Source organism: Vibrio agarivorans, assembly GCF_030409635.1.
GTDB classification, from domain to species: Bacteria; Pseudomonadota; Gammaproteobacteria; order Enterobacterales; family Vibrionaceae; genus Vibrio; species Vibrio agarivorans.
This window is the reverse complement of sequence record NZ_JAUFQF010000001.1, coordinates 56,395-78,435: the sequence shown is the minus strand read 5'-3', so window position 1 is coordinate 78,435 and position 22,041 is coordinate 56,395. Positions and strand designations below refer to the sequence as shown.

At 44.8% G+C, this 22,041-nt stretch carries 14 protein-coding genes; 3 read left to right on the top strand and 11 right to left on the bottom strand.

Annotation, left to right across the window (positions count from 1 at the left end):
- Positions 1–35 precede the first annotated feature (35 nt).
- The 5 genes from QWZ05_RS00345 to QWZ05_RS00325 form a co-directional block, all read right to left on the bottom strand.
- Positions 36–1,292, bottom strand: a complete 1,257-nt coding sequence (locus QWZ05_RS00345) for an ABC transporter substrate-binding protein (protein WP_264875856.1) — start codon at positions 1,290–1,292, stop codon at positions 36–38.
- Between the two features lie 12 nt (positions 1,293–1,304).
- Positions 1,305–2,351 (bottom strand): ABC transporter ATP-binding protein, encoded by a 1,047-nt coding sequence (locus tag QWZ05_RS00340; RefSeq protein ID WP_264875857.1) that lies wholly within the window; start codon positions 2,349–2,351, stop codon positions 1,305–1,307.
- Positions 2,352–2,546: 195 nt separating this feature from the next.
- The gene (locus QWZ05_RS00335; protein ID WP_264875858.1) at positions 2,547–3,830 is read right to left on the bottom strand and encodes a carbohydrate porin; all 1,284 of its coding nucleotides are present in this window, start codon (positions 3,828–3,830) and stop codon (positions 2,547–2,549) included.
- An 84-nt stretch (positions 3,831–3,914) separates the two neighbouring features.
- Positions 3,915–5,510, bottom strand: a complete 1,596-nt coding sequence (locus tag QWZ05_RS00330) for an endo-1,4-beta-xylanase (protein ID WP_290295859.1) — start codon at positions 5,508–5,510, stop codon at positions 3,915–3,917.
- A gap of 236 nt (positions 5,511–5,746) precedes the next feature.
- Positions 5,747–6,847, bottom strand: coding sequence for an AraC family transcriptional regulator (locus tag QWZ05_RS00325; RefSeq protein WP_290295857.1), 1,101 nt, complete (start codon positions 6,845–6,847; stop codon positions 5,747–5,749).
- Positions 6,848–7,186: 339 nt separating this feature from the next.
- On the opposite strand from QWZ05_RS00325, the gene xylA reads away from it, so the two are divergent.
- The gene (gene xylA / locus QWZ05_RS00320; RefSeq protein WP_290295855.1) at positions 7,187–8,506 is read left to right on the top strand and encodes a xylose isomerase; all 1,320 of its coding nucleotides are present in this window, start codon (positions 7,187–7,189) and stop codon (positions 8,504–8,506) included.
- 101 nt (positions 8,507–8,607) lie between these two features.
- Here the strand turns inward: xylA and gltS are convergent, their stop codons facing one another.
- The 3 genes from gltS to QWZ05_RS00305 all read right to left on the bottom strand — a co-directional run bounded on the left by gltS (position 8,608) and on the right by QWZ05_RS00305 (position 13,625).
- Complete coding sequence (gltS, locus tag QWZ05_RS00315; RefSeq protein WP_290295853.1) at positions 8,608–9,825, bottom strand: sodium/glutamate symporter; 1,218 nt, start codon at positions 9,823–9,825, stop codon at positions 8,608–8,610.
- 199 nt (positions 9,826–10,024) lie between these two features.
- The gene (locus QWZ05_RS00310; RefSeq protein ID WP_290295852.1) at positions 10,025–12,238 is read right to left on the bottom strand and encodes a glycoside hydrolase family 3 N-terminal domain-containing protein; all 2,214 of its coding nucleotides are present in this window, start codon (positions 12,236–12,238) and stop codon (positions 10,025–10,027) included.
- Positions 12,239–12,524: 286 nt separating this feature from the next.
- Complete coding sequence (locus tag QWZ05_RS00305) at positions 12,525–13,625, bottom strand: ABC transporter ATP-binding protein (protein WP_290295850.1); 1,101 nt, start codon at positions 13,623–13,625, stop codon at positions 12,525–12,527.
- A gap of 385 nt (positions 13,626–14,010) precedes the next feature.
- Here QWZ05_RS00305 and QWZ05_RS00300 point away from each other — a divergent pair, with 385 nt between their 5' ends.
- Positions 14,011–15,009 (top strand): LacI family DNA-binding transcriptional regulator, encoded by a 999-nt coding sequence (locus QWZ05_RS00300; RefSeq protein ID WP_290297078.1) that lies wholly within the window; start codon positions 14,011–14,013, stop codon positions 15,007–15,009.
- Between the two features lie 77 nt (positions 15,010–15,086).
- Here the strand turns inward: QWZ05_RS00300 and QWZ05_RS00295 are convergent, their stop codons facing one another.
- Complete coding sequence (locus QWZ05_RS00295; protein WP_290295848.1) at positions 15,087–18,527, bottom strand: 1,3-beta-D-glucan phosphorylase, GH149 family; 3,441 nt, start codon at positions 18,525–18,527, stop codon at positions 15,087–15,089.
- A gap of 471 nt (positions 18,528–18,998) precedes the next feature.
- Between QWZ05_RS00295 and QWZ05_RS00290 the strand changes: the two genes are divergently transcribed.
- On the top strand, positions 18,999–19,703 hold the full coding sequence (locus QWZ05_RS00290; RefSeq protein WP_264876239.1) for an NAD-dependent deacylase: 705 nt from the start codon (positions 18,999–19,001) through the stop codon (positions 19,701–19,703).
- 156 nt (positions 19,704–19,859) lie between these two features.
- Here the strand turns inward: QWZ05_RS00290 and QWZ05_RS00285 are convergent, their stop codons facing one another.
- Positions 19,860–20,852 (bottom strand): AraC family transcriptional regulator, encoded by a 993-nt coding sequence (locus QWZ05_RS00285; protein ID WP_290295847.1) that lies wholly within the window; start codon positions 20,850–20,852, stop codon positions 19,860–19,862.
- A gap of 58 nt (positions 20,853–20,910) precedes the next feature.
- On the bottom strand, positions 20,911–21,693 hold the full coding sequence (locus QWZ05_RS00280) for an SDR family NAD(P)-dependent oxidoreductase (protein WP_290295846.1): 783 nt from the start codon (positions 21,691–21,693) through the stop codon (positions 20,911–20,913).
- Positions 21,694–22,041: the final 348 nt, after the last annotated feature.

Here is a 22,041-nt window from a genome sequence, read left to right as displayed (position 1 = left end):
AAAATAGCGCCAGGATTGCTCTGGCGCTTAAATCGTTACGAACGGCGACGTGCACGACGTTTAATTTGCTTCTCTGCATCAGCCAGAACAGCGTCAATGTTCGCGTCTTGTTCTAATACTTTCTCAAGAGCGTCATCGATAACTTGGCGAGCAACTTCGTCGTAGCGGTCAACCGTCACTGCAGGAATATGGTCTGCCGACTCTTTCCAGATAAGACGCGCTTGTTGATCACCCAAGTAGCTCAATTTCTCGTTAAAGAACTTATCACCATGAGTTTCTAGCAATGCTGGAAAGGCATTGATCTCTTTGAAGGCAAGCATTTGAACTTCTGGGTTAGTCGCCATGAATTCAATGAACTTCCATGCTTCTTCTTTATGCTCTGCACGTACTGGAATTGAGTAGAATGACCCACCCCAACTTGCCATCGCGCCATTAGGCAGTTGAGAAGTACGCCATACACCTTGTGCATCTGGTGCAATCCAATCTTCTAGGTGACCACCTAGCCATGCACCCATCATTTGAACTGAAATCGTGCCGCGGCGTAGGCCTTCTGTCCATTCGTTTGACCATGCACCAACTTCAGCATCGATACCTGCATCACGCGCTTTCTTAGCTAGACGGAACGCTTCTTTAAATCGATCAGAGTTCACGAGAATGTTGTGATCTTTATCGAAGTAAATACCTTCGCCCGCTTTTAGGTTTGAACGGATGATGATGTCTTTGATATCGGTTGCGTTAGCCAGCGTGTAGTTGCCGGTTTTCTCTTTGATTTTTTTACCTGATTCGATGAACGAGTCCCAATCTTTTAGCAAGTCTTGCTCGGTAACGCCTGCTGCTTCAAGAATGTCTGCACGGTAGAATGTCGCACCTGGGCCGATATCAGCTGGGATACCTGATAATACACCTTTAGAGTTGGTACCTTGAGCAACAGAGAACGGAATCAGCTGCTCAGTAAATGAACCCGCATTGTATTGTGCTGCATTCAGATCTTCTAAGCCGCCACCTTCAATAAAGCGACCAACATACGCGTATTCGATACCCATCACGTCAGGCAGGTTTGCACCTGTCGCCAGCGCTGTCGTCATTGCGTTGTGGTGGTCACCGTACGCTAGAGTGACGAGTTTCACTTTAATGTCAGGGTTTTGCTTCTCAAACAATGGAATCGCTACTTCTGCCGCTTGGTTGAAGTTAGGGAATGAAGCAACCGTAATCTCTGTCTGCGCAGCAAGCGATCCTGATGCAAGTAGAGCAGAAATGGTGAGTGGCAAGAGTTTGATGTTCAACGTTTTCATTTTAATTCCTTTTTATCGTAGGGTAGCTTTATCGTTTAGATCAAAAAAATGTGCTTTTCGTTGGTCGAAATAGGCAGTAATGTCTCCTGTTATTTGCTCTTCAACATAATTGGTTTCAAGAACAATACGTTTATCGTTAAAACGACAATCGAGGTGAATAACCGAACCTAGAACTTCACTGCCAATCACGCTTAACGGCATTTCACAGCAAAACTCTGAATCGATTTCATTTTTATTAATAACAATGTCTTGGGGGCGAATACCGACCTTTTGAATAGTGTTACCTAGATCACTATTATTAAAACACTTCGCTATATCGGTATTATCGACATCAAAGATATTAATTTCTGGCGTACCAATAAATCTGGCTACAAATTCTGTTTTTGGATTTTCAAATATTTCAATAGGTGTGCCGACTTGCTCAATCACTCCGTTATTCAGGATAACGATTTTGTCAGCAAGGGTCATCGCTTCCACTTGATCGTGCGTAACGTAAATGACCGTAGTTTTTACTCTTTGATGCAAAGCGCGAATCTCTTTACGCATTTGACCACGGAGTTTTGCATCAAGGTTTGATAAAGGCTCATCAAAAAGGAACACTTCTGGGGTACGCACCATGGCACGGCCCATTGCAACCCTTTGGCGCTGGCCGCCTGATAAGTCTTTGGGCTTACGCTCTAATAAGGGTGTTAGCTCTAAAACCTCTGCAACTTCGGCCACCATCTCTTTGCGCTTTTCTTTGTCAACGCCCATATTTTCAAGGCTGAAACCGATGTTCTCTTCCACCGTCATGTGTGGGTAAAGCGCATAGCTCTGGAACACCATCGCGATGTTTCGTTCGATAGGATGTAGGTCATTAACAACAAGATCATCGATCATGATCTCACCATCAGTAATATCTTCTAGACCTGCAAGCATGCGTAGTGTAGTAGACTTTCCACAGCCAGAAGGGCCAAGTAAAACAATAAACTCCCCATGTTTGATCTCAAGGTCGATATTCTTTACGACTTGAGTATTTCCATAACTCTTTTTCAAGCTTCTAAATGTTACTGATGCCATATCCGTTACCCGATTAAACAATCACTCGTGATTTTAATATTGTTATCTTTTCTTTTAACGAGCAATTACCTTATTTATTAACGTTATTTTCTATTTTTACTAAAGGATTAAAGTGTGATTTGCAGCTAGTCATTGCCCTGTATTTGGGGCAATGACTAGATCAACATCATGTTTTATGTATGTGCTGTGAAACGATTACCACCATGCTTCAAACATAGCGCCAACGCTTGTGGTATCGATCTTGTTGCTAGAAGCGTCGTCCACCTCGCCGAACGTTGCGTAGAAGCGCAACATTGGACGACTCCAAGGCATGCCGCCAAGAGAGATGTTCTGTGAAATGGTGGCCTTCCAGCCTGTCACTTCATCCCCGTTTTCATAGTCTTCCATGGCATAGCCAGCTTCAAACCATGTCGAGTGAACGTCGTTCCAGCTGTACATTGGGCGCACAATTGCAGAGTACTCACTGCGCTCATCTTTACCATTGAGACTAGCCGCATCAGCACCTTTCACTTCTTTGTATGATGCAAGGTAATCTAAGGCCCAAGGGTTACCATAGTTATAGCTGCCTTCAAAACTTGCATACAGCGCTTGAACATCTCCTGCTAAGTCAAAAGAGGAGTCATCTGCACCGTCGGAATAGCGAACAATAACTTTGTTATTGCTGCCTAGCCCTAACACGGCACCCACTTGCCAAGAGGTTTCGTCTTTTTTCTCATCTCCCGCTTCATCTGATGCAAAGCCATAGTTCGCGTACAAGTCTAAATTACCGATACCGGCGTCGATGCTGTGCAGCTTACTGGTAATAGCGTAAATACCTGCATCGTTGCCCAATGAACCGCCATCGCCATAATCAACTTTACCAATGAAACCGAGATCGAACTTAGCACCGCCAAAGTTGTAGTTATTGAAACCACCACCTTGACCATCATGCGTCATCCAGAAGTAATCGTTGATGCCTTGTTGTGGACGTTGATGGAAATCTCGACCACCCCAGAAATACATTTCTGGTTGGCTAGCGATTACATTAGTAACGCCTGCATAAGCCTTCTTCAAATCAACACCACCAGGTGATCCCCATTGATCATTCGACCAATGATCAACCATGACAACGACATCCCAAATTGCGCCGTTATCTGCTTGAAACGCTCTCGCTAATTGGAATTCACCACCATTTCCCTCATTACCAAGTCGGCCTACAGCGGCTCCTGTCGTACCCACTTGAACATAACGAGAATCACCATCTGCATAGTGAGCACCATAGCGAGCATAACCAGAGAAGATCACACCTGCCGGCACTTTAGTTTCTGGTGTTAACACTGCGGGTTGTTGATCATAGACATAACCAGTTTCAACTTTTTCCTCCAGCTCCTGTAGGCGCTCTTTAAGCGCTTGCAGTTCAGCATCATCAGCCGATGCGCCGAAGGCACACAGTGACAGTGAAATGGCAGCAGATAGAGGTAAGAGTTTTAAAGTGTCCATCTTTCTTTCCTTATTTATGGTTTTATTGTAAAAGTCGCGATTTCCATCGCTTTTAGTTTTTTGCTTATTAGCTAGCTGGGTTGACTAGCGAATCGTTACGTTATCGATTTGAATTGTGCCCTGTGGGACTTGAGCACCATTGGCAATGAACTCTAGGCCGACTCGGTCAATGGCAGTGAAGTCTGGGTCTCCGCTCCAACCAAATTCAAAGTCGGGGTCGATATTTGAGATAGTGACCGTTGCCCAATCACCAGCTGTATAGCCAAATTGGTAACTTAGGTATGCCGGGGTAAAGGTGCCATCCATAATGAAAGGCTGTATGGCAAGAACACCATCGCTACCCACTTCTGCAGGCACATAAATGTCAAAAGAGAGAGTACGAGCGGTTGTGAAATCTATGGTTTGTTCGTCAAAGGCTCTTGCAACGACGTATTTATCACCATCGTTGGACCATTGAATATTTAGGTCCATCGTTTGCGCTTCTGCGTTGTGAACAAACTCGCCATTGACACTAGACGCACCATCTTCATACCAGTAGACACCCGCTTCAAACGTATCAATAAACTCAGGTTCAGACACTGCACCTGCAAGGCCGTCAGCAAAGCCTTGTATTGCTGGCTTTTGAGCAAGTTGGTCATCAAACAGCAGCGGCCAATCTGGGTCGCCATAAAGATCTCGAATCCAACTATCCGCATCAGATACACCCCACACGGAAATGCCGCCACGCTGTGAATCTGGGACGATATCTAGGTAGGCTTCAATGATCTCTTGATAGCGGTGTTGCTGCTTTTCTGCCAAGTCAGCAGTCAACATCGAATAACTACCATCATGATTGAGACGAGTGTCTAGTTCGGTAATTTTTACTTGTAAGCCTGTATCCGCTGCACGTTTCAGTGCTGCCGAGATCACATCGATTGTCGGTTGCTCTAACCCCACATGCATTTGAAAGCCTATACCGTCAATCGGTGCATTCACTGCATTGAGCTCATCAACCATGGTTAATACTGCATCAAGTTTTGCGCCGTTATACTCAATGTTGTAATCGTTGTAATACAGCTTCGCTGTGCTATCAGCTGCTCTCGCTGCAGTAAACGCTTGTGCGATGTACTCTTTGCCAATGTTGTGGTACCAAACACTGCCGCTCTCACCTTCATCACGATAAGAGCCATCATCGTTAAATGCTTCATTGACCACATCCCAGCTTTGTACTTTGCCTTCAAATTGGCTCGCTACTGCTGTAACGTGATCAACCATAATGTCACTACACTCAGAAGCACTTGCACAGGCCTTCATCCAATCAGGAATTTGCGAGTGCCATACCAAGGTATGTCCATGCACGGTGGCATTAAACTCTTGAGCAAAGCCTATCAATGCCTCAGCATCATCAAAGAAGAATTCTCCTTGAGTTGGCTGTAAATATTGCGGCTTCATGATGTTTTCAGCAGTAATCTGATTAAAGTGTTGCTTCACCAACACTTGCAGATCATTGCGTTCATGAACCGAGTTTTCCGCATCACCAGCCGGAAGTGCAGTGCCAATAGGGTAGCCATCAGCAAGGGCATGTAGACTTTCGACCTCAGGTTGAGGAATCTCAACCGTTTCAGTATCCGCTGAATCGAGCAAACAGCCTTGTAGTGCAACAGATGTCCCTAACAGCAGACAAACAGAGTTCCATTTCATTTTTGCGACCTTCTAATTAGTATTTTGGGGTTCGCAAATAATATGAAATAGAAGTAACTTGGATTCTTTACTAGATTTTGGAAATGAATTGAGTAATTTTCCTGCCAGATTAATAAATGTGATAGATAGCAAATTCACCGTATTTACCACAAATAAAAACACCCACAAATAGTGGGTGTTAATTCTGTTTTTCCATTTTTCTTTTTTCTTTTTTCTTTTTTCTTTTTCAGAAGATATTAAACCGACTGCATTGCCAATAAATGCTCTTTACGATATTCAAGTGGCGTACAATCAACATTTTTTCTAAACACCTGATACAGATAACTTTGATGAGGGTAGCCGCACTGAAGTGCAATGTCTTCAACACTCTGCTCAGTCTCTTTCAAAAGTCGCTTACATTTGTCTAACCTCTGGTCAGCGATATACTGATGCACGGTAATGTTCTTGGCAGCATAAAAGCGATTATCGAGAGTTTTACGAGACACCCGACAGTACCTCGCCACATCAGTGACTTTTATACTGTTTTGATAGTTGTTGTAAATGAAAAACAGTGCTCGACTCACTAAACAGTCGCTCTCTTCAGTACTGCTACATGAGTCATTTTCCTCTAGTCGCCATGGCACATAAAACTGATTGTTTGCCGGTCGATAGCTAGAGATGACATTTGCAGCAAGCTTGCCTATTTCAAACGGGCTAATGTCTATCGATGTGATTGATATCGGTGAAATCTCATTCTCTATCGGGTCACAGTCGATGCCAATAATACTCACTTGTTGAGGAACCATGATATTTTCATCTGCGAGCCTTTGTATCAAGGTGCGAGCTGAGCGATCTGTACTACAAAGTACCCCCACCTTTTTACCTCCTATTAAGGCACTCGCTCGATTAATGTCCACCAATTCAAAGCCAAGGTTGCGTGCTTTGCTGACAAAGGCCTCTTTACGCTCTCGACTCCACTCAAAAGTGCTATCAAATTCATTCTCAAAGAAGGCGACTTTATTGATATCCAACTCGATAAACTTACCCAGTGCAAGATCAGAGAACTGTTCATTTTTGAGCGCTAAGGTGGTGACATTGGCGGGAACATTTGACAGCTGATAGCTAGAATAGATAAGGCATTTAGCGGCCAATCGACTCACCGCTTCAAGGTCATTGAGTTTATCGCCATCGGCAATCACAATGTCCCAATGCTCTTGTTTTAGCTGTGGAAGATTGCTTTCACTACTGATGTAAATACTCGCCTCTTCGTCGCGACTATTGATACTCGATTTGATGCCTTGAAAGACCTCACGATCGTAAAACACCATCACATCGAGTAGTACCAGCACCTTGTTCATATTGTCTCTCCTATTGCAACCCAACAGTGAATGTTAAAGTCACCAGAACAACTGTTATTTACAGTATTTTGTTTGCACCAACTATTGTGACACAAAAATTCATATTTACAGCAATTTGCCAAATATCAAAATATCATTGCCAAAAATGTTAACTGATACAGTGAGACATATTGCACATTAACTAAATAGCTGAATTACGTTAATAGATTTCGTAATTGTTCACTTTCAATATTCGTTAAATTATTAATACACACCAGCAAACAACACCCCCAGTGTATTAATTTAAGTTTACTGGCATAAAAGACATGTTTAACTCCTGATAATTATGGATAATGCCCAATGACCGAATACTTCAAAGACATTAAAAAAATACAGTTCGAGGGAACAAGCTCAACCAACCCTCTCGCATTCCGTCACTACGATGCTGAACAGATGATCTTAGGCAAAAGCATGAAAGAGCACCTGCGCTTTGCTGCTTGCTACTGGCACAACTTCCGCTGGGGTGGTGCAGATATCTTCGGTGACGGTACATTCGACCATGAGTGGCTAAAAGTTTCAGACCCAATGGAACAAGCACGCGTTAAAGCGGATGCTGCATTTGAGTTTTTCGCAAAGCTTGGCGTGCCTTATTACTGCTTCCACGATACTGACGTTGCTCCAGAGGGCAGCTCTCTAAAAGAGTACGTAAACAACTTCCAAACTATGGTTGACGTACTTGAGCAGAAACAAGAAGAGACAGGTATGAAGCTCCTTTGGGGCACTGCGAATGCATTTTCTAATGCACGTTATATGGCTGGTGCGGGTACTAACCCAGATCCTAAAGTGTTTGCCTATGCTGCGACACAAATTTTCAATGCTATGGGTGCCACCAAGCGTTTAGGTGGTGAGAACTACGTATTGTGGGGCGGTCGTGAAGGTTACGAAACACTGCTAAACACAGACCTGCGTCAAGAGCGTGAGCAGCTTGGTCGCCTAATGCAGATGGTGGTTGAGCACAAACATAAGATTGGCTTCAAAGGCTCAATCTTGATTGAACCAAAACCACAAGAGCCCACTAAGCACCAATACGACTACGACACAGCAACAGTATATGGTTTCTTGAAACAATTTGGCCTTGAGAAAGAGATCAAAGTAAACATTGAAGCGAATCACGCGACTCTCGCTGGTCACAGTTTCCATCACGAAGTGGCAACAGCAACCTCACTCGGTATCTTCGGTTCAATTGATGCTAACCGTGGTGACGCGCAGCTGGGTTGGGACACTGACCAATTCCCAAACAGCGTTGAAGAAAACACGCTAGTGATGTACGAAATCCTAAAAGCGGGTGGGTTTACTACAGGTGGCTTTAACTTTGATGCCCGTATTCGTCGTCCTTCTACCGATCTTGCAGACTTCTTCCACGGTCATATTGGCGGTATGGATACGATGGCACTATCGCTTAAACGCGCTGCCGATATGATTGAAAACGATGTACTGTCTAAGAACATCGCCCAACGTTACGCTGATTGGAACGATGATCTCGGTACAAAGATCCTTGCAGGTGATATTTCACTTGAAGCGGTTGCCAACTATGCCGTTGATAAAAATATCGCGCCTACCCAAATCTCTGGTCGCCAAGAGCACCTAGAAAACATCGTAAATCGTTACATTTTTGGGTAGAAAACGGGATTTTTAAATATTCAAGTAACGCCTCCTGTCCTTAGAGTCGTTTGAGCCGCTGTTTCAGCGGCTCTTTTTTTATGTATTCCTTTCTAAATTCGCTAGCCCAGCAACCATGGAATCATCAATGCATTTGCTAAGTCGATAAAGAATGCACACACCAAAGGTACAACAACGAAAGCAAGGTGGGAGTTACCATATCGAGTCGCGACCGCTGACATATTTGCCATTGCTGTTGGTGTTGAGCCGAGTGAAATACCACCAAAACCCGCACAAACGACGGCAGCATCGTAATTACGCCCCATGGCCGGAAATACCACAAACATCGTCACCAACACTGCGACAAGGAACTGCGCCCCCAAAATAGCGAAAATTGGCCCAGCGAGATCGATCAAGGTCCATAACTGCATACTCATCAATGACATCGCTAAGAAAGTACCCAATGAAACCTCAGAGATCAGCGCAATAGCAGGCTGACGTGCTGGCCATTTTGTGCCTGTTAAACGTGGCAATGATTGCGGCACTAAGTTAGTGGCGATAATCCCGGCAAACAGACACGTCACAAACAGAGGTAGTTGCAGACCCCATGCATCTAGGGCTTCGTTAAGGATAAAACCGAAAATCATGCAGACGTGAATTGCCAAAATAGCATCTAGAAAGCCCATGGCCGTGACAGGTTGCTGATCATCATCTTGGCTTACGCCCATATCCAAAGGTTCAACACTATTTGGAGTCAATTGGTGGCGTTTAATCAAGAACTGTGCAATTGGACCACCCATTAAACTCGCAAGAATCAAACCGAACGTCGCACAAGCAATACCGATCTCCATCGCATTGCTGATACCAAAGTTTTCGCTAATACGCGGTGCCCACGCTATTGCCGTTCCATGCCCACCAATCAACGACACACTACCACCCAGCAAACCGACCTGTCTTGGCAGGTCAAACAGGCCAGCGACACTAATACCGACGTAGTTTTGAACGAACATGTAGGAAATAGTAATCACCAACAACACAATCAAAGGCTTCCCGCCTTTTACAAGGTCTTGCAAACTGGCATTGATCCCGATTGTGGTGAAGAAATACACCAATAAGACATCACGACTGGTTAAATTAAAGCTCACCTCATAGCCAGAAGCGAAATAGAACACTGCAATCAACACCGAGACCAACAAGCCACCACTTACAGGCTCAGGAATATTGAAGTGTGCTAGGGGTTTGATCGCTTGGGTCAATCGGCGTCCGATAAATAGGACTATAATGCCTAAAGTGAACGTAAAAAATGAGTCGACAAGAATTTGATTATCGATAACTTCCATATGATGTCTCTAGCCTAGTGTTGAAAATACGTTCAGTTTACACACAATTACTCTTCACCATTAGGCAGCGAAAGAGTATTTCAGTGTCTCGCTAGGTAGAACAGTGATAAGTGCCACAAAATGCATAAGCAAAACTAATAAAAAAGCATGCCGAAGCATGCTTTTTTATTGGTACGATATTGAGACGATTTGTTAAAGATTACAGTGAATAGGTTTCAGCCACACTGAACTCTACCTTCTGCAAGTCGTTGTCTTTCGAAGAGGATCCTACCATCAAGTCAAACTCGCCAGCTTCTACTCTCTTTTCAAGGTTTGGCATCACGATAGCAAGCTGCTCTTGCTCCACTGTCACCGTAACCTGTTGTGTTTCACCTGCGGCCAACTCAATTCGCGCAAATCCACAAAGATTTTTGATTGGGGTAGTCACCGATGAGTAACGATCATTGAAATAAACCTGGGCGATTTCGACGCCATCTCGCTCGGAATTATTGGTCACGCTAAATGTCACTTGCAGCGCTTCACCTTTAGTTAGCTGTGTTGTATTTAGCTTGACCTCACTATAGGTAAACTCGCTGTATGACATTCCTTCACCAAATGAGAACAGAGGTTCAACAGGCATATCGATATAGCGCTCTTGGCCCTCTAGCTTGGCGCAGTTTTGCGCATGCCATCCTTGATACTTGTTATAGTAAACCGGTGATTGCCCTACATGCACTGGGAACGAAATCGTCAATTTACCACTTGGGTTAAGCTCGCCAAGTAGCAACTCTTTAAATGCCTGTCCGGCTTTCGGGCCTGCATTAAAGCCACATACAATCGCATCGGCATTGTCTTTCACCCAAGGAATCGTCAGAGGTTTAGACGCGACAAAGTTCACCACCAGCGGCTTGCCTGATGCCTTTGCGGTTTCAAGCATCGCTTGCTGCTGACCAGTCAGGTCCAGATCAGCACGGTCATGAAACTCACCGTTTTGCGCTAAAGTATCCCCCACACAGGCGACAATCACATCCGCAGATTGAGCCGCTTCTTTAATCGCATCAAATTCTTCAAAGCTGTTGTCTTCACAATCAGAGCCTTTGATATATTGGACTTCAAAGCCGTGTTCGTTTCCAGCCATTGTCAGCGCTTGAAGGGTGGTTATGGTTTGTTCGCGATGGAAGGTATCGTTGGTCGCCCCTGCCTGCATTGAGCCAAACGACCAGTCTCCAAGTTGGGCGATCACGTCATCAGCATTAGGGCCAATCACTAACACCTTATTCAAGCGCGAGGCTGCAAGAGGAAGAATACCACTGTTCTTAAGTAATACTAGAGACTTACGGCTTGCTTCGAGCGATACTGCCATATGCTCTGGTGTCGACATATCACTCTCTCGATTCCCCATGTAAGAGCGCAGTTCATCAAACAGGCCAAGTTCAAACTTCTTAGTCAGAATACGACTCACCGCCGCATCGAGGATTTCAAGTGGCACTCGCCCTTCATTCACAAGCTCTACTGTTAAAGGGTAGAACTCTGGCACTGACATCATCATGTCATTACCCGCCATCAATGACTGATAGCATGCCTCTTTTTCATCTGCGCACACGGTTTGCTTGGTATGCAGTGAGCGTACATTTTCCCAGTCGGTGACGATAAAACCATCGAGGCCCCAATCCGTTTTTGCTACGTCAGTAAGTAACCACTTATCTGCTGTCACCGGCACGCCGTCGATCGCTTGGTAGCCCGTCATCAACGAGGCCACATTTGCCTCTTTCACGGCTTTTTCAAATGGCGGTAGGAATGTTGACAGCAGTTTACGACGTGATACATCCACTTCATAAGAATCACGGCCCCCCAAAGCCTCACCATACGCCACATAGTGTTTAGCGCAAGCTAAGATGTTGTCTGTCGAACTTGCACTATCACCTTGATAGCCCTTGATAGTGGCTGCTGCCATCTCGCCAATTAACCATGGATCTTCACCATAGGTTTCATTTACGCGCCCCCAGCGCGCATCACGCCCAATACACAGCACAGGAGAAAACGTCCAGTGTTGACCCGTTGCGCGAGTCTCTTTTGCAGTCACACGTGCCATGCGGTACGCCAAATCGAGATCCCAACTTGAAGAGGCCGAAAGTTGAGTCGGAAATACGGTTGAATCATTGTCAAAGCAGTGCCCATGGATAGCATCGATACCAAAGATCAATGGTATGCCTAAGCGGGTATTGGCTGCGCGTTCCTGAAGTTCGTGCACCATATTACCCGTACAGTGTAAGTAACTACCAACATGCCACTCTTCGAGTCTCTCTGTATAACCACCAAAGTGAGCCGGAAGCTGGACTAACTGCCCGACTTTTTCTTCGACGGTCATAAGGCTTAATAGGTTTTCGACGCGCTCTGCGGTTGTATAGCGCTTGTCTTTATAGATTTTGTTCACGTTATGTCTCCTAAAGAGAGGGCTGTCTCTAGGTCTTGCTCAAGGCATGACTGCGATAGAGGAATAGCCTCAATATAAAGTGCAATAGCGTAATGAATCATTGGAATATTTGTTTAATTTGTTACTTTTTTTAGTCACGATTTCAATATCGTGATTTTCCTCAATGGTTGTGAAACTTCCATGAAATCGCTTTCAAGAATTGTTCAAACTCTATACTCAGAATACATGTCAGCAGAAACAACAACGCCTAACCGAGGTTAGGCGCTGAACAAAGAAAAATTAGAGATTAATGCTTGTGATTATCGTAAATCGCACACTCGGTATTTTTATCAAAAACATGCAGTTGTGCAGCATCAACATAGAGCGTCATTTCCTGTCCTGGCTCAACTTTATAGCTGGATGGCGCTTCAACCACCAACTTGTGCTCACCAAAGTCGTAAGTCACTTGAATCGTTGTCCCTAGTAGCTCAAAGCTTTCCACGGTCGCAGTAATTTCAATCGGGTTAACCAGACTATCAGCAACTAGATAAATATCACTAGGACGCAGCCCGACCGTCACTTGTGATTCAACCTCTTGAGAAAGGCGACCGCGCAGCGGTAAGATTTGATTGGCCACTTCCAACTGCCAAGCACCTTCGTTTTGATACATATTGGCAGGTAACAAATTCATGGTCGGGCTACCGATAAAGCCCGCGACAAACCTATTGGCAGGGTGATGATAGATCTCTTCCGGTGTACCTACCTGCTCAATGTTGCCATCACGCAAGATAACAATGCGATCCGCCAGCGTCATGGCTTCCACTTGGTCGTGAGTGACATAGATGGTGGTTTTTTTAAGCTTTTTGTGCAGTAACTTGATTTCACCACGCATGGCATTGCGTAACTTCGCATCGAGGTTGGATAAAGGTTCATCGAACAGAAATACTTCTGGTGTACGAACCATTGCTCGTCCCATGGCAACACGCTGACGTTGACCACCAGAGAGGGCTCGAGGCTTACGTTCTAGCAGCGGCGTTAACTGAAGCATATCGGCTACCGGGCGCACCTGACGATCAATTTCATCTTTTTTGGTGCCCGCCATTTTTAACGCAAAGGCGATGTTATCGTAGACCGTCATATGCGGATACAATGCGTAGCTCTGAAATACCATCGCAATGTCACGCTCGTTAGGCTTGAGATCGTTCACCACGCTATCACCGATCGACACCTCGCCTCCCGTGATCTCTTCCAGTCCAGCAAGCATTCGTAGTGTCGTCGATTTACCACAGCCAGAAGGGCCTAGAAATACGATGAACTCCCCATCTTCAATATCAAGATTGAAGTTTTTTACAATCTGAACATTACCTGGATAGGTTTTGTCGACGTTCCTAAATGATACTGATGCCATGCTTACTATATCCTTGCGTTAACGATTCGGTCTGTCACCAACATGCGTTTTCTGGTGCAATGCCATTGGCTAGCCCATTAAAAAACGACGTATTACTCGCCACTTTGTTATCAATTCATGTGGCAATATTGGTGAGTAACAAAAGCCAGAAATTCGGCAGATGGGTTATTCTGTGGTCAAGGGGCCATGGTAATCAAGCGCACAAATGTGACTGGTATAACAATCAAAAACAAATACAATTTTTCATAAATAGGAAAGGAAAATTAATCAATATGAGCGACGAAAATTAATAACTTGAAATAGAAATATGACAACTTTTATTCCCTATTTCGCAGTTCAATCGTTACAATGCGGCTTGTCGATAGTTGTTAATATGGATGTTACCTTGATCACGATAAAAGAAGTCTCTGAGCTCGCCAAAGTGTCTCAATCTACGGTGTCTCGCACGCTCAATGGGCATGCCTCGGTCAAGGAGAAAAACAGACAAAAGGTCTTTGCTGCTATTGAACAACTAGGCTACACCCCAAATGCGTTCGCTCAGGCTTTAGCCTCTAGCCGTTCTAATAGTATTGGCATGCTTGTGGGCTCCCTCGATGGCCCTTTCTATGGCCCGCTCATGCATCAAGCAGAGAACACCGCTCGTGAAAATAATCGATATCTGATTGTCACCAGCGGGCAAGAACAGCGCTCACGCGAATTGGATTCAATTCGTTTTCTTCAATCCAAACGTGTCGACGCGATGATATTGCACACCGATAAACTGTCTGATGATGAACTCATTGAAGTGGTAAGAAATAATCCTACCACCTTAATTCTTAACCGCTATATCCCTGAAATTGCCGAGCACTGCCTCAGCTTTGATAATGAGCAAGGCGGATACCTCGCGACTCAATATCTCCTCAATCAAGGTCATACAAAAATCGCCACCATCACTGGGCAAAGTAGCAAAATAGATAGCCGAGAGCGCCTACGAGGCTATCAGCGTGCATTGCAAGAATCTGGAATAGACTACGATCAAAACCTGATCGTAGAGGGTCGTTTTGATCACTGTGGTAATCATAAGGCTGCACTTAAACTGTTAAATAGAAACACAGAGGCAACCGCCGTATTTTGCCAAAATGACGCCATCGCGCTAGCGCTTTATGATGTCTGTTATGAGCAAGGCATCAAAGTCGGCCAAGACCTATCGATTATCGGCTTTGACAATGACACTTATAGTCAGCACATTCGCCCTAGCCTCACCACCGTAAACTTTCCGGTGGCAGAGATGGGTAAACTGTCTGTCGAATGGGTTTTGGGTATGTTGAACAAACAGGCTCAGCCAGAAAGTCACCAGTTGCTTCCTGAGTTGGTTTTGAGGGATTCGGTTTGCAAGATAAGTTAGCACTAATGATGAAAAATCCCCGCAAGCTTACCAATAAACAAGCTTCGGGGATTTTTTAATCTGTTGTCACAACAGAATTATCGAAACAGCCTCCCTCGAGGCAGTGTCACTTCAACTTTCTCAATCAACCCAGTTCGAGCAAATAGGTGCTCACTCAGACTCTCTGTCAAAACCAACCGATCAAGTGTTTCTGAGTGGCCGTTGCTGAACGTCACTTTGACCAACTCATTGCCAACAGAACTGACTGTATAGATAAACGGCACTTGGCAGTAAGTAAACGCTAGTTGTCCCGGTTTCAATGAGTAGCGACATTCAATACCTGCGGTGTTTAGGCAAATAAAATCACTGTCATTAACTAGGAACTCACTAGGTTTCAACAGAGAGGGCTCAATGACAATCTCTCGGTCCTGAACTTTTACACCTAGCTCTCCAAAGCGCGTAATCACTTCCTCTTTCACCTGCCCAGTCATTCCCGGCTGCTGCGCGCCTGCGCTCTTCGGAGTATGAGAGTATGGATCCGTTGGAAACGCACCGTAATTATCTGGTGTTTTATTGAAACCAATACCTTGGCGTACTCGATAGTAGTGCTCCGCTAACTTGTTGGTGACGTCAGCGTATGGGTCAGCCAGCCATGCGGCTTGGTAGTTCTCTTGCACTGCCAACAATAACTTCGAGACCATATGCCAATAGATACAACCCAAACCTTCATAGCCAAACATCGTGCCTGAGCGACCTGTAAACGCTTTGTGATTAAAGACTTGCTCATACAGCAGCTCAATATCTTCCCAAGCCGAATCATCAAAACGATACTCTTGCTTCACTTGCTCAAGCGTTGCCTGAACAAAACCGATATTTTCAAAAGCGGCATTGAAGTGATATACCCCTTCACTATCACGGTTAACGACTCGTTGATCCCCTGCTTCGATCATAGCCAGTAACACGGGGCTGCCCTCAACACTCGCGGCTGGAATTTGGTTCTTTTGCATAAACGAAGCGAGATCACGGTCTGGATAGAGCATAAAGCTCTGTTGGTCTTCACGATACATGTCGCTATCAAACAGTGTATCCAACAAGTTGAGGACTTCTTCAGGTGTTAATAGCCCTGAGCTTAGTGCCGCGACCTGACCTTCCAGCATTGGGTAAAGCTCTTCAACCTGCAATGTCTCAGAGCTGCTCGTAAGAATATTGTATGCGTTGTACAAGCCATCTTGGCGCAAGTTATTGCGACAGCTCGAATCAATCACCTCTAAGCTCACGTTTAGCAGTTGCTCAATACACGCTTTAGGCGTTTCTGATTTCGCAGAAAAACCACCTTGTTGATAGACGGCTTTGCGGTAACGCTCCGCTGCACTAGCAAGTTGAGTTAACAGCGCTTTTTGCGTCTGTGGGTTAATGGTTTCTTGACGAATTTCTTGTGCCGCTTTAGCGAGAACCTCAGTCACCTCGGTCATCCAATCCGCGACTTCCAACGACAGCCAAAATTGATTCGAAGCTTTGTTAACAAGCGCCTGTGCAAACGCAACGTAACGACGAATGTAATACAAGGTCACCATAGACAAACCATTGCCCACAATCGCGTTGTTTGCATCGTTCCACTCTGGGCGCTGCGTATTTAGCCAGATACCACCGTCAATCACGAGGTTGCTCAATTTCGCGAGTAGCGGTACTAGGATCTTCTCCATTAAGTTGACGAGGTACACTTCGTTGTCACTGGTCAGTACCAGTTTGCCATCGCTACCGAGCAACTGAGACTTCTCTTCGGTCAACGTCTGAGTTTTCTGGTTGAAATTTACAGTGTCTTTTGGGTTCTTGAATAGCTCATCAACATCACAGATTTCGTAAGGCACATTGGCATAGCTAAATCGGCCATCACTTAAAGAGTCCACCAGCCCTTGCTGATCAAACTTATCAGCAAGCTCAAGGAATTTAAGCAGGTAGATGATCTGATGATCGCCCCAGTAACCGATGTTGCTCCACGGGTCGTCTGGCTCAAGCAACTCCCAATCCACTCCGTCTTTGGTAATTCGATAAGGGTTATAACCATCAACCGTTGAAGCATTCACAAACTTCGCAATGAAAGAGTGAATGAATCCCGGATAACTGAGCGCCATCGCCTCCCAGTTCTGGAAAATGTCACGCCAGTTGCCTTGATAAGAGAGTAAACGCTCACCTTGTTCATCTTTAAGTTTAATTTCGTAGTGATTCCATGGGCGACTTGGATCGCCGTGACGACGACCGAAAGTCAGTGGCAGATACTCATAACTCAAACGTACAAGCTGACTATCTCCAGTCTGTTTCGCCTTGTTGACAAGACCAGCATGAGTAAAACTGTCTGGCAGCTGAGCAAAGAAACTGTCATGGCGCGAACAAACCTGCTGGTTGGCTGAACGCATCGTCTTCTCAACGTCCGCCTTGTCTAGTGTGTAGTTGTTCGTCACTACCCCACCACGCATATTGTTGAACAAGACGTTCGCATAATGATGCACGCTGGTGCTTTCATCGGCAGTCAACTGCCAAGCATCAGCGCCAGACATCAAGCTCATTAGTTCACGTTGATTACGTTCAATAGTCTCACTAATCTCTCTCGCCAGAGTTTCTGGAGCGTTCAGTGCTTGTTTTAGCTGAGCGACATCACTGTGGTTTTTATCTATATCTGCAACAATCTGCCAAGACTGATTTGACTGCGCTGCTAAAGTCATTGTGTGGTTGAGTAAGTAACTACCGCGAATGCCCTTGGTAAGAGTTTCCGCTTCGATCGGCTGCCCTTTTCTAAAGTGACTCAACTGACGACTTGTAAGCAGAACCTTTGCAGGCAAACCAAGACTAAAGACCGTTGTTGCAAGTAAGGACTCTGCAGGATCCGCGCGATCACTCAACTTGGCGTACATGGTAAACAGTGCCAGAGCGCTGTCTTGTTCACGCTCATTCCATTTATAGGCATCCACCAAGGCACTGCGAGTTTGAAGTGCTTGCAAAGGAGCCCCCGAAGGCAGCAGGTTTTGTAAACCATCCAACACTTCAACTGACAACGCATAATCAGTTAGATTGCTGATTTGGCTTTCACGAATAAAGCCAAACTCTTCACTGCTTGCCCAGCTATATTCAAACTTCAAACCTAAGCTGTGGTTAATCTCTTCAAACAAGATTTTGTCGCCAACCGTGTTTTTATACAGGTTACGTGTGACTTGATACAGACCGTCATGCTGCGTATTAAACGGTTCCCAAAGTGCAACGCCATTTTCAAGGTGAACACGCACGATAGTCTTTGAGCCGGTATTTTCAGCACTCTCATGAATGTGGTCGACAGACTTGTAAGGGAACAACGCATTTTCTGGTCGAATACGCCCCGCCGATAAGCTGCCAGTAGATGAGATAAACAGCCAGTGGTCACTTGAGGATACAACGCTTATGAAGAACGGCGCCATCTGGTCAACATTGGCAATTTTGTAGAAACGTTGTCCCTGCTTATCAACGAACTTACCGCTGACAGCATGCTCTGGAAAAGATCTTTGAATCATAGAAAACTTTGAACCTCAAAAGAGTTAACCCCAAAAGAAAGCGCTTTCTTTTTCACTTTCAATGAGTGTCGGTTTCGATAACAACAAGTTAAGGCTTGTCGGCATCAACCAAAGCCTTGCGCTAACCATATCAGATACCCGTTTCACTACTTAACCTGTTGGCAGATAGGTATTTGTAGCTACGCTCTTATGAGTTTGGGCTAACCAGCGCGGCTTTTCTTTGTCCATATCAGCGCTTATCGTTTGGCAAAAACCAAAAAGAAAGCGCTTTCTTTTGATTCGATATTACTCCCTTTGCCACACCCAACAAGGGGGTTTTCACCCATTTGCGCGAGACTTCACGAACAATGCACTTATCGTGCAACTGCTATGAAACCAATATTCGTCACGTCACTATCTCGAACTACACAAGCCTTTGATAACACTGCTATGATGGGCTTACTACATAAAATAATGATGATGAGCAATGAAATGAAACCAAAGAATATCGTGATCCTATCCGGTGCTGGTCTTAGTGCAGAATCAGAAGGCATGCGCACCTTTCGCTACAGCAATGGCCTATGGAATGATCATAAAATTGAAGATGTATGCACCCCGGAAGCACTGGAGCATGACCCATTTTTAGTGAATGATTTTTACAACAATCTTCGTTCAAAAATGGTCGATATTGAACCCAATGCTGCCCACCACGCACTAGCAAAGCTGCAACGCGAATTTGATGGTGAATGTCACCTTATCACCCAAAACGTCGACAACTTCCTTGATATGGCAGGCGCTGATGTGATCCATATGCACGGTGAACTGAACTCGGCTTTGTGCCCGGTATCAGGGCAGCGAGTAGAGTGGAAAGAGAATATCGTTGTCGACGGCTCATACTGCACCTGTTGTGAAACCCCATCACAATTAAGGGTCGATATCGTCTTTTTCGGCGAAATGCCCTATCGCATGACAGAGATTCAATCTCTATTGGCTAAAGCTGATCTCTTCATCTCCATAGGCACTTCAGGAAAGGTCTATCCTGCAGCCGGGTTTGTTCACGAAGCCAATCACTTTGGCGCGAAAACGATTGAGATCAATCTAGAGCCCGGCGATCTTTGTGCTGAGTTTGATGAAAGCCGTCAGGGGAAAGCGACTGAGTTGATACCGGAATTGGTGGAAGAGTTGCTTGGGTGTTAGGGAGCATTTGCTGAGAGAACTTAAATCATGCTGGCTGAGTAGTTTTGGGAACTCATTTCTGCTCCAAGGATAGGGGGGCTGTTGTTCGGCTAACAAAGTTCTGCCCCAAAGCTTGCCAGAGGTAAGTAAGCAACAATTACATAATCTAATCACAATCTAGGTACGAACTTGTCCAGGTGAAACTCCAGTCCATGTACTGTACGCCCGAATAAACGAGTTTGCCTCTTGATAACCCAACAAGAAAGATACCTCAATGAGTGGTAGCTCGGTTTCATTCAAGTAATGTTCGGCCAATTGCAGGCGTACTTGCTGTAGGATGGTTTGATAACGAACCCCTTCATTAGTTAGCTTTCTTTGTAAAGTGCGTTTGCTGACTGCGATGTGAGACGCAACAGATTCTATAGAGCTTTCACCTTGAGGAAGTAAATCTAACAAAATTTTAGAAACCGCATCAGAAGTCGTACCACGATGGGTTATTGCCTCTAACCTCTGTTTTAACTCACCATCAAAAACAGACAGCATCATCTGATTATCTGTTAGGAATGGCATTCGAGCGTCTTCAGCACGAAACGTAATGCTTGTTTTGGAACCTTGGCAAATGGGACAACCAAAGTAAGCTTGATAGGCACTCAAGTTTTTCGGCAGTTCTTGCAGAATAATCTCGACAGGTTGTACGTTTGACCGAGTAGCAAGTCGTGTCAATTGAGTGAAAAATACTAATTCCATAAGGTTAAGTATGTTCGGCAGTTCACCGTCATAGCCGTAACAACCAATGTCAATACGGGTGTGTTGCTCGGTTTGTTCAATCGTGAGCAACATTGGCCCGATTAGAGGTTTGTATTCCTGAAGCCGTTTGACTGCCGCATTAAGGTTCGCGCTGCATATTGCGGCTAATATTGGAGCATCAAATGACTCAAAACTCATAACTTGCGCAAATTTTAGCGCGATATCAATGCCTTTCACCTGAGCGGCAGCTTCTATACCATGCCATAGTTGGAAGTATTGATACGGGTTTAGTTGCACCTTATTTTGGTCAAACAACCGTGGTGGCAGTTCGGCAAAACCTAATATGTGTTGAAGCTCTATTCCCAGATCTTTAAATAGCACTTTCCAGTTTGGAGGTACAACAAACTTACTTGCTCTTTTCATCGCAACACTTCTACCTATTGACACTTCAGATACCGACTATATCGAATGGCCCGCTACTTTATTTTGTGCTCTTTTCCATTGTTTGGCGTGATATTTTTAACACAAGCTTGCGCGGTAAAAACGGAATAATCCAGTTAAGCATGAACTTTAACGAAAGCTCATTAAATGCCACTAGCTCACCTTTTTCCATAGCGTTATAGCCGCACTCTGCAACAGAGCTTGGTGTTTTTGCATTTTTCCACGCATCAACGCCTTCTAAATTTCCCGCTTGTACAAACCCAGTCGCCACAGTACCAGGGCATAGTGCCGTCACGGTTACACCGTTATCTTTAACTTCTTCTGCTACCGCCTGACTAAATGAGGTGACATACGATTTTGTTGCGTAATACACCGCCTGTAATGGACCTGGCATGAATGATGCGGTTGATGACACATTAAGGATTTTGCCTTGCTTACGTTCAACCATTCCCTTTAGATAAAGGTGCGTAAGGTTAGTCAACGTTACCATGTTCACCTGCATCATTGCTTGCTCATCGGCCAGAGAACGTTGATGGAATTTGCCGTGGCCACCAAAACCTGCGTTGTTAATTAGCGTATCAACTTGTAGAGAGCGCGCTTCGGTTTGTTCAAATAGCGCATGAGCTGAGCTAGGTTGAGAGAGATCTAAAGCAATGACAGTGACTAGAATACCATACTGATTTTCTAGTTCTGATTTAAGGTCATTGAGTTTTGACTCAGAGCGAGCCACAAGTATCAGGTTACCACCTTTGCTTGCGTGAATTTTTGCCAGTTCAAGACCAATACCGTTTGATGCGCCAGTGATTAATGCTGTGTTTGTCATGCTGAGTGCCTCTTTTCGTATGCCATTATTTGCTTAACGTCGTAAGCTGATGGATACATTATAGGCTCTCAAATCACGCCACTCAACATCCAATGACGACAGTATTCAATCAGATCGTGCCAATCATTCAGTATTGAATCGAAGCCTGCATCTTTTGTTTCTCTATCTCATTTTCTATTGGGAATGTAGAGGGTAAGTGAATTTGGCTACATTCATGTCTGCTGAGTATATGGTGGTAATACCTGAGGTAATCCAAAGAATCAAAGTATGTTTTTGTTCGTGACTCACTTTTGTCCAAAAGCGTTTTAGCACAGTGTACAAAATCCAAAACATTAAAAAAGCCCGCTC

Bases quoted from the DNA above. Each gene is read 5' to 3' on its own strand.
- QWZ05_RS00305 (WP_290295850.1), bottom strand. From the start codon at position 13,625: ATGGCATCAGTATCATTTAGGAACGTCGACAAAACCTATCCAGGTAAT.
- QWZ05_RS00340 (WP_264875857.1), bottom strand. From the start codon at position 2,351: ATGGCATCAGTAACATTTAGAAGCTTGAAAAAGAGTTATGGAAATACT.
- QWZ05_RS00285 (WP_290295847.1), bottom strand. From the start codon at position 20,852: ATGAAAAGAGCAAGTAAGTTTGTTGTACCTCCAAACTGGAAAGTGCTA.
- gltS (WP_290295853.1), bottom strand. From the start codon at position 9,825: ATGGAAGTTATCGATAATCAAATTCTTGTCGACTCATTTTTTACGTTC.
- QWZ05_RS00290 (WP_264876239.1), top strand. From the start codon at position 18,999: ATGAAACCAAAGAATATCGTGATCCTATCCGGTGCTGGTCTTAGTGCA.
- QWZ05_RS00325 (WP_290295857.1), bottom strand. From the start codon at position 6,847: ATGAACAAGGTGCTGGTACTACTCGATGTGATGGTGTTTTACGATCGT.
- xylA (WP_290295855.1), top strand. From the start codon at position 7,187: ATGACCGAATACTTCAAAGACATTAAAAAAATACAGTTCGAGGGAACA.
- QWZ05_RS00335 (WP_264875858.1), bottom strand. From the start codon at position 3,830: ATGGACACTTTAAAACTCTTACCTCTATCTGCTGCCATTTCACTGTCA.
- QWZ05_RS00330 (WP_290295859.1), bottom strand. From the start codon at position 5,510: ATGAAATGGAACTCTGTTTGTCTGCTGTTAGGGACATCTGTTGCACTA.
- QWZ05_RS00295 (WP_290295848.1), bottom strand. From the start codon at position 18,527: ATGATTCAAAGATCTTTTCCAGAGCATGCTGTCAGCGGTAAGTTCGTT.
- QWZ05_RS00345 (WP_264875856.1), bottom strand. From the start codon at position 1,292: ATGAAAACGTTGAACATCAAACTCTTGCCACTCACCATTTCTGCTCTA.
- QWZ05_RS00280 (WP_290295846.1), bottom strand. From the start codon at position 21,693: ATGACAAACACAGCATTAATCACTGGCGCATCAAACGGTATTGGTCTT.